Annotated in this window: 11 protein-coding genes; 10 read left to right on the top strand and 1 reads right to left on the bottom strand. The window is 49.6% G+C overall.

The annotated features are described in order from the left end of the window. Positions 1 to 265: 265 nt before the first annotated feature. The 4 genes from CLV60_RS19090 (at position 266) to CLV60_RS19070 (ending at position 3,650) form a co-directional block, all read left to right on the top strand. Complete coding sequence (locus CLV60_RS19090; RefSeq protein WP_106597185.1) at positions 266 to 667, top strand: hypothetical protein; 402 nt, start codon at positions 266 to 268, stop codon at positions 665 to 667. Between the two features lie 703 nt (positions 668 to 1,370). Next, positions 1,371 to 2,234, top strand: coding sequence for a sensor histidine kinase (locus CLV60_RS19080; RefSeq protein ID WP_106596968.1), 864 nt, complete (start codon positions 1,371 to 1,373; stop codon positions 2,232 to 2,234). A 4-nt stretch (positions 2,235 to 2,238) separates the two neighbouring features. Continuing rightward, on the top strand, positions 2,239 to 2,898 hold the full coding sequence (locus CLV60_RS19075; RefSeq protein ID WP_015812427.1) for a response regulator transcription factor: 660 nt from the start codon (positions 2,239 to 2,241) through the stop codon (positions 2,896 to 2,898). A 71-nt stretch (positions 2,899 to 2,969) separates the two neighbouring features. After that, positions 2,970 to 3,650, top strand: coding sequence for a type 1 glutamine amidotransferase domain-containing protein (locus CLV60_RS19070; protein WP_106596967.1), 681 nt, complete (start codon positions 2,970 to 2,972; stop codon positions 3,648 to 3,650). A 9-nt stretch (positions 3,651 to 3,659) separates the two neighbouring features. On the opposite strand, the gene rfbC is transcribed toward CLV60_RS19070, so the two are convergent. Then, positions 3,660 to 4,205 (bottom strand): dTDP-4-dehydrorhamnose 3,5-epimerase, encoded by a 546-nt coding sequence (rfbC, locus tag CLV60_RS19065; protein ID WP_106596966.1) that lies wholly within the window; start codon positions 4,203 to 4,205, stop codon positions 3,660 to 3,662. Positions 4,206 to 4,303: 98 nt separating this feature from the next. On the opposite strand from rfbC, the gene pyrF reads away from it, so the two are divergent. The 6 genes from pyrF to CLV60_RS19035 all read left to right on the top strand — a co-directional run bounded on the left by pyrF (position 4,304) and on the right by CLV60_RS19035 (position 12,099). Next, a complete protein-coding gene (gene pyrF, locus CLV60_RS19060) occupies positions 4,304 to 5,128 on the top strand; it encodes an orotidine-5'-phosphate decarboxylase (protein WP_106596965.1) in 825 nt (274 codons plus the stop codon). 40 nt (positions 5,129 to 5,168) lie between these two features. Then, positions 5,169 to 6,398: a diaminopimelate decarboxylase gene (lysA, locus tag CLV60_RS19055; protein ID WP_106596964.1), complete on the top strand. Its 1,230-nt coding sequence runs from the start codon at positions 5,169 to 5,171 to the stop codon at positions 6,396 to 6,398. Positions 6,399 to 6,534: 136 nt separating this feature from the next. After that, positions 6,535 to 6,999 (top strand): YciI family protein, encoded by a 465-nt coding sequence (locus CLV60_RS19050; protein ID WP_106596963.1) that lies wholly within the window; start codon positions 6,535 to 6,537, stop codon positions 6,997 to 6,999. A gap of 123 nt (positions 7,000 to 7,122) precedes the next feature. After that, complete coding sequence (gene clpB, locus CLV60_RS19045) at positions 7,123 to 9,726, top strand: ATP-dependent chaperone ClpB (RefSeq protein WP_106596962.1); 2,604 nt, start codon at positions 7,123 to 7,125, stop codon at positions 9,724 to 9,726. Between the two features lie 213 nt (positions 9,727 to 9,939). Then, on the top strand, positions 9,940 to 10,491 hold the full coding sequence (locus tag CLV60_RS19040) for a type 1 glutamine amidotransferase domain-containing protein (protein ID WP_106596961.1): 552 nt from the start codon (positions 9,940 to 9,942) through the stop codon (positions 10,489 to 10,491). A 114-nt stretch (positions 10,492 to 10,605) separates the two neighbouring features. Beyond that, positions 10,606 to 12,099 carry an ATP-binding cassette domain-containing protein gene (locus CLV60_RS19035; RefSeq protein WP_106597184.1) on the top strand — a complete coding sequence of 498 codons (1,494 nt, stop codon included), beginning with the start codon at positions 10,606 to 10,608 and terminating at the stop codon, positions 12,097 to 12,099. Positions 12,100 to 12,127: the final 28 nt, after the last annotated feature.

The raw sequence follows: 12,127 nt of genomic DNA, 5'->3' as shown, positions 1-12,127 counted from the left end.
CTTTACAAATGTACAAGGCTCTGCATAAGTATTTTAGCGCAAAAATCCCTGATTTTCAGCACGGGTAGGCTTACAAGTGTGACATCGTATTATTGCCCGGGACCTATACGTAAAATTACGCGATTTTCATTCCTAATGAACAAATCGCACTGATTTACAATTAGTTACAAATTAACCGTTAAATCAATTGCAAATGGTTGGCTTGTCCTTCGCGGCCTCCGTATTTACATTTACATTGTTTAATTGTTATATTTTAACGAAAGCTATGGATACCAAAAAATTTACAGGTCGGGAAGGCCAGCTGATTTCAGCAGCTGCCGCCCAGGAGCTTACCATTCCACACCAGAAAAGGGAACGTTACTTCACCGACAAAGGTGAAAACTATGTGAAGGCTGAATTTTTCGGCATTCACACATTCAACGAGCTGATCAAACTGCATGGCGACAACTGCGTTGGCTTCAGAGTATATTACGGGCTGAGAGACGAAGAGGAAGACGATGATACCAAAACTAAAAAAGCAAAAAAACCAACTCCAAGACTTGTTCTGGTCCCTGTCGACGCCGATGGTAAAGACATTATCAGGACCGCGCAACTGGGAGGCCTGAAAGATATGCCTGATTCGGGCGAGGCAATGACTGGTGGCCCGCTTTGTCCGCGCCGCTGCTAACATTCTAGATCATGTTCAATGCTTGAGAGTTACTTCTCCTATATCATAAGGCAGCCGGTTATCAGTGCCCCGGTATTTTTGAACCTGCTGCCTATTTTACTGATTTGGCGAAAGAGAGCATACAATGAGAAATTGTTACTCATCCTATTTGTCTATTTGATATTAAAACTCTGTGTTGATCTTGTGATGTTCGATTTGGCGTCACATAGACAAAACAATGTGATTTACTATAATGTGAGTATTCCTGTAAGATACGTTCTGACGAGTTGGATGTATTACTACGAGTTCGACAACAAATCACACAGAAGATGGCTGCTTTTTTCATGGCCACTATTCGTGGGATTTTCCATGTGGGATATTATTCATACAAATTCATCGATAGGCGACGTGCACGATCAAAATGTAGTTCTATACTCTGCGACGATCGAAAGCCTGTTGATGCTTTTCTGGATAATGCTCTATTTTTATGATACGATACGCGCACTTAAAATCCCCAATCTTCTGACATATCCTTTTTTCTGGATTTGTTCGGGGTTGCTCTTGTTCTATTCAAGCTTCCTGTTCATTGCTCCGGTTATGCATTATGCGGCCAGGTGGGACCAATGGATGGATATAGGGACTCTCGATTATATACCTTACGTGTTTGAGAGCGTAAGTCTCATACTTTTTAGCATTGGGATAGCCCAATACCGTGACAACTCCTATGCAAAATAACGACGAACTGAAGCTGGCACTACTCATCGCGTCCTTGGCGATGCTGATGATGGCGTTCTTTGTCATCGCATTTGTGATGTACTACCAGAAAAAAAGGTTCGAAGAAGAAAAGCGTATCAACGACATCGAGAAAAACTACAATCGTCTACTCCTCGATACCGCGCTGAACTCCGAGGAAACAGAGCGACGGCGGATCGCGCAGGATTTGCATGACGATATTGGCACGATGCTCTCGCTTACAAAGTTAAGTCTCAATCAATTGAGCAAATTGGTGGCCAACTCGGGGGACGAGAAGGAGGAAAGCATTATGAAAAAGTCGCAGTCACTGGTGGAAGAAACGATCCTGCACGTGCGGCGCATCACGCGTGACCTGGTGCCGACGACGTTGGAGCGGTTCGGGTTAATGGAGGCGATCGAGGAGTTTATCCATAAGCTGGAAGAGGACAACAATCTGGTGATTGCCTTCCAATCGAACACAGAGGAATTTCCGCGTCAGGGCCAGAAACTGGAACTGACGCTTTACCGCATTATGCAGGAACTGGTCAACAACGCGATCAAGCACGCGAGCTGCACAAAAATCGATATTGTGCTGGAAATCGACGAAGAAATGATAGGTTTGCGGGTAACTGACAACGGCGTCGGTTTCGACCCGGAAAAAATAAAGGAAAGCAACCTGGCAGGGCTGGGCTTGCTCGGAATTGAGAGCCGGTTGGCTATTGTGAATGGAACAGTCCAGTACGAACAGCCGGCCAAGGGCGGTTCCAGCGCTATCGCGAGGATTCCGGTGAACCCGGCATCCGGTAACAAACCTGAACCATTACATCCATTCCGCCGGGAACGAGTGAATATTTAATGCTATGAGCACCCTTAAACTAGGAATCGCCGACGATCACGAATTATTCAGAAAGGGATTTATCTCTATGCTGAGCGGCATTCCCGACTTCGAATTTATACTGGAAGCCGGCAACGGCCAGGAACTCCTGGACCGACTGCCCGCCAATACGCCTGACATCGTTTTCATGGACCTTCAAATGCCGGTTATGGACGGCATTCAGGCCACGGAAGCCGCATTCGAACGTTTCCCGAACATCAAGATCATCGTGGTTTCAATGTATAACGAGGACCGTTTCGTGATACACATGCTCGAAAAGGGCGTGCAGGGATATTTGCTGAAAGATACCAGCCCTGACGAAGTCGAAAAGGCGATCAGAAGGGTGCACGAAGAAGGCTTTTACTATAACGACTTCGTTTCCAAGGCCATGCACCGCAAAATGGTAAACCGGCAGGTCAACAAGCATCCGTTCTTCCCGAATGCATGTAATGTAGCGCTCTCGTCCCGCGAAAAAGAAGTACTCCAATTGATTTGCGACGGGCTTTCTACCACGGAAATCGGCGACAAACTGTTCATCAGCGTGCGCACCGTCGAAGGACACCGGTTGCGGGTTTTGGAAAAAACCGGAACAAAAAGTACCGCGGCCGCAGTGGCATTTGCCTACAAAAACCAACTGCTGAGTTAAGCACAATGCTTTCATGGTGAAAACTTCCGGGGTTTATAGTATATTTCCACGGAGCCATTCCATGTATAGCTATGAAAGTCCTGATCGTCTGCACAAACCACGACTCATATCCGACCAAAACCTCTAAAACAGGTCTCTGGCTGAATGAACTGACGCACTTTTACGACTTAATGGCCAGAAGACGCATCCTGATGGATATCGTTAGCCCGTTGGGCGGCGTCATACCGGTGGATGAAAGGAGCATCGATCTGAAAGACGAATGCAATGCGCGGTACTGGGAAGATGCCTCTTTCCGAGTCAAGCTTCAAAATTCCCTTAAACCATCGGATGTTAACCCCGCCGATTACCGCCTGATCTATTTCGCTGGTGGGCACGGCGCAATGTCGGACTTCACAGATAATACCGAACTGCAGAACATCGCGAAGGCTATTTATGAGCGGAACGGCATGGTCACCGCGGTTGCGCACGGCGTTTGCGGGTTGCTCAACGTGCGGCTATCCGATGGCACATTACTCATCCAGGACAAATATGTAACCGGCTACTCCAACGTCGAGGAAGCGTTGGTGAGTTTTGTGAGCGAAGTCCCTTTTTACCTCGAAGACAAATTGAAGGAACGCGGCGCGCATTACACCAAGGCAATGATCCCATTTGTGGAATTCATCGAAATGGACGAAAGGCTCATTACCGGACAAAATTCCCATTCGGCCCGGAAAGTAGCGTCGAAAGCGCTGGAAGAACTTTTTGAAAAGTAGTATTTAATCCTACTTGATCAACTCACCGAAAAGTGAGCGGAAAGTAGGCAGGACCAGGTCCTTTTCCGAAACGATGGGATCGGTAATCCCCCAGTCGATATTCAAATCGGGGTCGTTCCACAGGATACCAGATTCGGATTCCTTACTGTAAAGATTCGTGCATTTGTAGCTGAAAACAGAATCTTCCAAAGCCACGAATCCGTGTGCGAAACCTTCCGGGATGTAAGCGATATTGTTTTGCTCTCCGCTCAGTTCAAATACCTCGTGCTTACCGAACGTCGGCGAATCAGGACGAATGTCCACAGCCACATCCAGCACTCTGCCCGAGATTACCCGAACCAGCTTACCTTGCGCGAAAGGCGCATTTTGGAAGTGCAAGCCTCTTACCACACCCTTCCTGGAAAACGATTGGTTGTCCTGAACGAAGTTTACGGGCAGACCGAGTTTTTTAAATGTCTCCTCATTATACGATTCAAAAAATACTCCACGGTCATCGCCGAAGACCCTTGGAAATATTTCAACTAGACCGGCAATGGAAGTTTCTCGAATCTGCATATTGTGGTTATGTGTTGGTTGGAGCAAAGTTTAATGTTGGGGCAAATTTATGAATCTATTGGAAGAGGTTGTAATTTCGCCGCAATATTTACAAAATCATGACTTATCAAGAGCTCTTCCAGCAAATTTCGACCAAACGGTCCTATTTGTGTGTGGGTTTGGACACCGATATCCAGAAAATCCCGGCGCATCTGTTGAAAACCGACGATCCGATTTTTGAATTCAATAAACAGATCATCGACGCCACCGCCGACTATTGCGTTTCCTACAAACCCAACATCGCATTCTACGAAGCATTGGGACCAAAAGGTTGGGAGAGCCTTCAAAAGACGGTAGCGTATATTCCGAAAAGCCATTTCACGATTGCCGATGCCAAACGCGGCGATATCGGTAACACGTCAGGCTTGTACGCCCGTGCGTTTTTCGACAAATCATCCTCCGGCCTCGACTTCGATTCCATCACCGTGGCTCCCTACATGGGCAGCGATTCGGTGACGCCGTTCCTGGCATTCGAGGACAAATGGGTAATCCTGCTTGCATTGACTTCCAACCCGGGCAGTGCCGATTTTCAGCGGCTCGATGTGGAAGGTTCTGCATTATACGAAAACGTCCTGCGTACGTCGCAGACCTGGGCGGGCGCAGAGCGCATGATGTACGTGGTCGGCGCAACGCAAGCTTCCGATTTTGAGAAGATCCGCACCATTATCCCCGACCATTTCCTGCTGGTACCCGGCGTTGGCGCGCAGGGCGGTAACCTGGAAGAGGTTTCGAAGTTTGGTATGAACAAAAGTTGCGGATTGCTCGTCAATGCGTCGCGCAGCATTATCTACGCCAGCAATGGCACCGATTTCGCCGGAAAAGCGAAGCAGGAAGCAGCGGCGCTGCAACAGGAAATGGCCATTTACCTCGACAAATATTTATAATCCAATCACTCCGGCATTTCGTTGCCGCCCATATCACAAAATGCAACTTTCTGACCATTACCCATATTCTATCCAGGGCATCGACCCGATCCAGCTCATCAACCAGTACGGAAGCCCGCTTTACGTGTACGACGGCGCGACCATCCGCAGGAAGGCGGCCGAGCTGCAACATGCATTTGCCGGCGTGAATATGAAGATCAAATATGCCTGCAAGGCCAATACTAACCTGGCCGTGCTCCGACTGATGCGCGAAATCGGCGTGGAACTGGATGTGGTGTCGCCGGGCGAATTTGAAATGGGAAAAATGGCGGGTTATGATGCCGGCCAAATCACATTTACACCCAGCGGCGTAGACTTTGAGGAAGTACGCGAAGCCGTTGAAGCCGGGGCCATTGTGAACGTCGACAGCATTCCGCTGCTCGAATGGTTTGGACAAACTTACGGCAATACCAAACCCTGCATGATCCGCATCAAGCCAAACGTGGCTGCGGGCGGGCATACCAAGATCATGACGGCACATGCCGATTCCAAATTCGGGATTTCGGTGCTGCTGCTGGATCAGATTTTGGAGGTGATCAAAAAATACGACATTAAAGTGATCGGCTTGCACCAGCATACCGGTTCGGATATTAAGGATGCCGAGCCATTCCTGAAAGTGGCCGATATCCTTTTCGAAACCGCCAAGCATTTCCCCGACTTGCAAGTGGTCGACCTCGGTGGTGGTTTTAAAGTTTCCTATTTGCCTGGCGATGCCATTACGGATATGGATTTGCTGGGTAAAAAAATCTCGAAAAGATTCCAGACTTTCTGCCAGGAATATGGTCGCGAGTTGCAGCTCTGGTTTGAACCGGGCAAGTTCCTGGTGAGCGAATCGGGCTTCCTTTTTGTGACCACCAATGTGGTAAAAGAAGATCCCGCGCGCAACTTCGTGCATGTGGATTCGGGCCTTAACCACCTGATCCGCCCGATGATGTATGGTTCTTACCACCATATTCTCAATATTTCAAACCCGAAAGGTGAGTTGAAACATTATAATGTAGTAGGCTATATCTGCGAAACCGACACGTTCGCAACCGACCGCGAACTCCCCGAAGTTCGGAAGGGCGACGTGCTGGTGTTCCTGAATGCAGGCGCGTATGGCCTGACGATGAGTTCAAACTATAATGCCCGCTTCCGGCCGGCCGAAGTGCTGATCGACAACGGCGTGGCGAAGTTGGTGAGACGGCGCGAGACGATGGAGGATTTGCTGAAAACACAAATCGATCTTTAAGATTTACATGCAAATAAATAGAGAGAAGCTGTACAGAGTACCTGTGCAGCTTCTTGCTTTTGGTACCGGCGTACATTCCTTTTCAGTCAAAATTTCAATACATTTATTCATTAACCTATACTTAAATGGATAACTGATGAAAACACTGTGCGCCACACTCCTGCTGGCTTGCCTGTCGGCTGTTTCCCAAGACGGCATTGCCCAATCCACCAACACCGCTTACGATTCCACGCTCGCCAAAAAGCTCCACGCGGATGAATATGGTATGAAAAAGTATGTCATGGTGCTTCTGAAAACCGGCAGCGCGACGAACGTTCCTAAAAGCAAATCGGACAGTGCTTTTGCCGGGCATATGCAGAATATCAACCGCCTGGCCGAAACCGGAAAGCTCGTGGTAGCAGGGCCGTTCTTCAAAAACGACAAGTACCGGGGTATTTTCATCCTCAATGCGGACTCGATCGAGGAAGGCCGAAAGCTCGTCGAAACCGACCCGGCCGTACAGGCGAAGCTGCTCGACATGGACTTACTGATGTGGTACGGCTCCGCGGCCCTGGCCGAAACGCTCGAAATCCATAAGAAGATTGAGAAGAAAATCCATTGATTTCTTGCCATTTTGTCCGAAAGAATCGCATTCCGTCACTCTTTTGAGACAAAATTTCCGATTTAACCGGTCGGCACACCATTTTTCATTTAGCGTTACATCATTAACAATGCGATCAACGCTATGAACTTTAACCAATATACTATCAAGGCGCAGGAGGTCATCCAGCACGCCGCCCAAATGGCCCAGGGAAACCAGCAGCAGGCTATTGAAACGGGACACGTGTTGAAATCCATTTTGGAAGAAGACCCCAACACGTCTCTATTTCTATTGAATAAGCTCAATATCAGCGCAGACGTACTCAATAACCGTTTGCAGAAAATATTGGACGGGTACCCGCGTGTAAGCGGGGGACAGCCCTATTTGGGCAACGATATGGCAGCTGCCAGTGGAAAGGCACAGAATTACCTGAAAGAGTTCGGGGACGAATTCATCAGCATAGAGCTGCTGATCCTGGGTATTCTCAGCGGAAAAGATTCCACAGCCAACATGATGAAGGAGCTGGGATTCAATGAGAAGGAACTGATCAATGCAATCAAAGAACTAAGAGGAAAGAATAACCCTGTGAAAGATCAAAATGCAGAAGCCAAATACCGCTCCCTGGAACGGTACAGCAAAAATTTGAATGAATTGGCCAAAGCCGGCAAAATCGACCCGGTGATCGGCCGCGACGAAGAAATCAGGCGGGTGTTGCAGATATTGAGCCGCCGTACCAAAAACAACCCGATCCTGCTCGGTGAGCCGGGTGTGGGTAAAACCGCGATTGTGGAAGGATTGGCCCAGCGTATCGTGCAGGGCGACGTTCCCGAAAACCTGAAATCGAAAACGATCGTATCGCTCGATTTAGGTTTGCTGATCGCCGGTGCGAAATACAAAGGTGAATTTGAGGAAAGGCTGAAAGCGGTTATCAAAGAGGTAACCGATTCGGAAGGTGAGATCGTGCTTTTCATTGACGAGATCCACACACTGATCGGCGCGGGCGGCGGTGGCGAAAGTGCCATGGACGCAGCCAACTTGCTGAAACCGGCATTGGCACGCGGCGAACTGCACGCGATTGGCGCTACCACGCTGAAAGAATACCAGAAATATGTCGAGAAAGACAAGGCCCTGGAACGTCGTTTTCAGGCTGTCATGGTGGACGAGCCAAACATTTCCGATGCGATCAGTATTCTGAGAGGTATCAAGGAAAAATACGAATTGCACCACGGGGTTCGGATTCAGGACGACGCGGTCATTGCTGCCGTGGAGCTTTCTAACCGCTACATCAGCGATCGGTTCCTTCCGGACAAGGCGATTGACTTAATGGATGAAGCCGCTTCCAAGTTACGTCTGGAAATGGACAGCGTACCCGAAGAGCTCGACGAACTGAACCGCCGCATTATGCAGCTCGAAATCGAGCGCGAGGCGATCCGCCGTGAGAACAACAAGGACAAGGAAACCGTCCTTAACAAAGAAATTGCCGACCTCGGCGAGCAACGTAATGCCCTGAAAGCCCAATGGGAAAATGAAAAGGGTAAAGTGAATGAAGTGCGCGCATTGAAAGAACAAAGCGAGCAGCTGCGCCTCGAAGCCGAGCAGGCCGAACGTTCGGGTGATTTCGGTAAAGTAGCCGAGATCCGCTATGGCCGCATTCCCGAGGTTCAGGCCAAATTGGAAGAACTTCAAAAATCGGAGCACGCGGAAAGCCTGATGCAGGAGGAGATTACGCCGGAAGATATTGCCGAAGTAGTCGCCAAATGGACCGGCATCCCTGTCAGCAAAATGCTGCAAAGCGACCGCGAGAAGCTGCTGCAACTCGAAGAGCATTTGCACCAGCGCGTAGCTGGCCAGAATGAGGCCATCGAAGTGGTATCCGACGCTGTACGCCGCAGCCGCGCAGGCTTGCAGGATGCGAAACGGCCGATCGGCAGCTTCCTCTTCCTCGGCCCGACCGGCGTAGGTAAAACCGAGCTCGCAAAAACCCTGGCCGAGTACCTGTTCAACGACGAGAATGCCATGGTGCGGATCGATATGAGCGAGTATCAGGAACGCCACGCGGTAAGCCGCCTCGTAGGCGCGCCTCCAGGATACGTGGGCTACGACGAAGGCGGCCAGTTGACCGAAGCCGTGCGTCGCAAACCTTACAGCGTGATCCTGCTCGACGAAATCGAAAAAGCACACCCGGATGTATGGAATATCCTGCTGCAAGTGTTGGACGAAGGCCGATTGACTGACAACAAAGGTCGTGTGGCGAATTTCAAAAACACGATCATCATCATGACGTCGAACATCGGCAGCCATATTATCCAGGAGAAATTCGCGGAAGACGAGGGCTGGAACCACACGCTGATCGTCGAAGAAGCCAAACAGGCGGTACTCGATCTGTTGAAAGCATCGGTGAGACCAGAGTTCCTGAACCGTATCGACGAGATCGTGCTGTTCGAACCATTGACATTGAAAAACATCCGCAAAATCGTGGATATCCAGTTCAAAGGCATCCAGCATATGCTGAAAGAACAAGGTATCACGCTCGACGCGACCGACGAAGCGTTGACCAAGCTCGGGGAAGACGGTTTCGACCCGGCATTCGGTGCGCGTCCGCTGAAAAGGGTGCTTCAAAGAAGAATCCTGAATGAATTATCGAAAGGTATTCTGAGCGGGCAGGTTGCGAAAGATTCGGTGATCATGATGGAGCTCGATTCAAAAGGCGAACTGGTCTTCGAAAACGTTGGAAGTGTAGAAATCTAATCACGAAATAGTGCTAATACAGGGAGCGGCAGCGATGCCGCTCTTTTTATTTTCCCCAAATCGGGATTTACCGCAGGCCTCATTCCCACGTTGTGGAAGCTGCGCATCGCCCCTTTGACGCGTGCACGACCCAAAAGCAAGTCAATTTATTGGCATATTTTTTGTACAATTATTTATTCTTATAATCTAACCTTTTAATCCACACCTAAATCCATGGAACAATCACTGAATTCAATCAAAGTCGCGATACTGGTTGCCGATGGATTTGAGCAGGTTGAAATGACCTGCCCCAGAAAAGTCCTAAACCAACGCGGCGCGACTACCCACGTTATTTCGCCCAATAAGGACATTGTGAAAGGATGGAGCCATCTGGACTGGGGCGAAAACCACCGTGTGGACGTCCCGCTCGAAATGGCACGTGCCGAATACTACGACGCACTGCTGCTCCCGGGCGGGGTAATGGGCCTCGATGCGCTGAGGATCAACCAAAAGGCTGTCGACTTTGTACGATCGTTCTTTATCGCGGGAAAACCTGTGGCGGCGATCTGCCATGGCCCTCAAATCCTGATCGACGCCGACGTGGTGCTGGGCCGTACGCTCACTTCGTACGCCGCCATCCGCCACGACCTCGAAAATGCCGGCGCAATATGGGTGGATCAGGAAGTGGTAACCAACAACGGACTTGTCACCAGCCGCACCACCGACGACCTTTCGGCATTCGTGAGCACCATGATCCGGGAGTTTAATATGGAATTCCACCATTGACTGCATTAATCACTGATTCAAACGCTTAGCCAGGGCATCCCGTAACGGATGCTCTTTTTGTTTCCATTTCAAGCCAAAATTTTGGTATTTGCTCTTTCATTACCTGGTTTTCGCATGACACTCATTTCGCTTCAAAACGTATCCGTCCGCAAATACGAATCAACGGTCCTTTCTGAAATCAACTGGAATATTGAACAAGGAAAAAACTGGGCGATCATTGGCCCGAATGGCTCCGGCAAATCGGTGCTGCTGGAAGTGATCGCCGGAAAATGGCCCGTACTCACCGGCAAAATAGCTTACGACTGGACCACACCCGTCCGGGAGAATATCGAGCTTGCCTCCAACGACTATTCATTCAACCGCATTGTGAGTGCCGGCGCCGAATACTACCAGCAGCGCTTTCATGCGTACGAGTCCGAACGCGCTCCCAGCGTGCGTGCGATCCTGACCGACCAATTGAAACCGGTCGGTACCGTCGACGACAAATCCGTGAGATTGGCACCGTCCAAAGTGAGTGATGACGAATTGGCGCGGGTAAGCGGCCTGCTGTCCATTACCCATTTACTCGACCACCCGTTTGTGACGCTCTCCAACGGAGAAACGAGGAGGATGCTTTTGGCCAAATCTCTCTTGAAAAAGCCAAAGGTGCTCATGCTCGACAATGCATTCAGCGGCCTCGATGTGCATTCGCGCGAGGTGCTCCGCAATGCCCTGACCGAACTGACCAAACAAGGCGTGACCATTATCATGGCCACCACAGCCACCGAAATCCCGCCATGCATAACCGACGTGCTCGAACTGGAAGCCGGGAAGATTGAAGCACAAAAACCCGTAGCACAATTTCGGTCGGCAGCTGCCCACACCCATCACTTCCCGCAGCCTGATTCGCAAAAACTGGCTCATTTCGGTCATCCCGAATTCACGGGTTTTAAGAATGCGCTCGATTTGCGAAACATCCGCGTCAAATACGGTGAAGATCAGATTCTCGACGGCGTAAGCTGGAAAATTGGGAAAGGAGAAAAATGGGCGTTATCCGGCCCGAATGGCTCCGGCAAATCGACTTTACTCAGCATTATCACGGCCGATAATCCGCAGCGCTTTGCCAATGATTATGATTTGTTCGATCAAAAACGGGGTGGCGCGGGCGCTTCCATCTGGGATATCAAGCAAAAGATCGGGCACGTTTCGCCGGAACTGCATTTATATTTCCCCAGAAATACCACCGTTTTCAAGACCATTGCCTCCGGCTTTTTCGACGCCACCGGTGTTTTCTTTAAAAAACTCACCGAAACGCAGATCGAACGTGTACATGAAGTGGCCGAACTTCTGCACGTGCATGAACTGATCGAAAAAGACTTCTCGCAACTATCAAAAGGTCAGCAGAGAATGGTGCTGCTGGCGCGTGCATTGGTTAAAAACCCACCGCTCCTCATTCTTGACGAGCCTTGTCAGGGACTGGATACCGACGCTATCGACTACTTCAAGTCCGTTGTGAATGCGATTTGTGATACCGATCAGCGGACGCTGATTTACGTTTCGCATTACCCAAACGAGATTCCAAGCTGTGTGAAGCATTATTTGAAACTGGAAAAAGGAAAAGTCGTCTAATCGCGCTAGTGGTTCCAACTTTTTACGG

The sequence above is a fragment of the Dyadobacter jiangsuensis genome, from assembly GCF_003014695.1.
In the GTDB taxonomy this organism is placed as follows: domain Bacteria; phylum Bacteroidota; class Bacteroidia; order Cytophagales; family Spirosomataceae; genus Dyadobacter; species Dyadobacter jiangsuensis.
Note: the sequence above shows the minus strand (reverse complement) of the source record. Positions and strands in the feature narration are given on the sequence as shown.

What these genes read in the sequence shown, in the direction of transcription:
- CLV60_RS19050 (WP_106596963.1), top strand. Translation starts at nt 6,535, where the DNA reads ATGAAAACACTGTGCGCCACACTCCTGCTGGCTTGCCTGTCGGCTGTT.
- CLV60_RS19040 (WP_106596961.1), top strand. Translation starts at nt 9,940, where the DNA reads ATGGAACAATCACTGAATTCAATCAAAGTCGCGATACTGGTTGCCGAT.
- clpB (WP_106596962.1), top strand. Translation starts at nt 7,123, where the DNA reads ATGAACTTTAACCAATATACTATCAAGGCGCAGGAGGTCATCCAGCAC.
- CLV60_RS19070 (WP_106596967.1), top strand. Translation starts at nt 2,970, where the DNA reads ATGAAAGTCCTGATCGTCTGCACAAACCACGACTCATATCCGACCAAA.
- CLV60_RS19035 (WP_106597184.1), top strand. Translation starts at nt 10,606, where the DNA reads ATGACACTCATTTCGCTTCAAAACGTATCCGTCCGCAAATACGAATCA.
- CLV60_RS19075 (WP_015812427.1), top strand. Translation starts at nt 2,239, where the DNA reads ATGAGCACCCTTAAACTAGGAATCGCCGACGATCACGAATTATTCAGA.
- CLV60_RS19080 (WP_106596968.1), top strand. Translation starts at nt 1,371, where the DNA reads ATGCAAAATAACGACGAACTGAAGCTGGCACTACTCATCGCGTCCTTG.
- pyrF (WP_106596965.1), top strand. Translation starts at nt 4,304, where the DNA reads ATGACTTATCAAGAGCTCTTCCAGCAAATTTCGACCAAACGGTCCTAT.
- CLV60_RS19090 (WP_106597185.1), top strand. Translation starts at nt 266, where the DNA reads ATGGATACCAAAAAATTTACAGGTCGGGAAGGCCAGCTGATTTCAGCA.
- rfbC (WP_106596966.1), bottom strand. Translation starts at nt 4,205, where the DNA reads ATGCAGATTCGAGAAACTTCCATTGCCGGTCTAGTTGAAATATTTCCA.
- lysA (WP_106596964.1), top strand. Translation starts at nt 5,169, where the DNA reads ATGCAACTTTCTGACCATTACCCATATTCTATCCAGGGCATCGACCCG.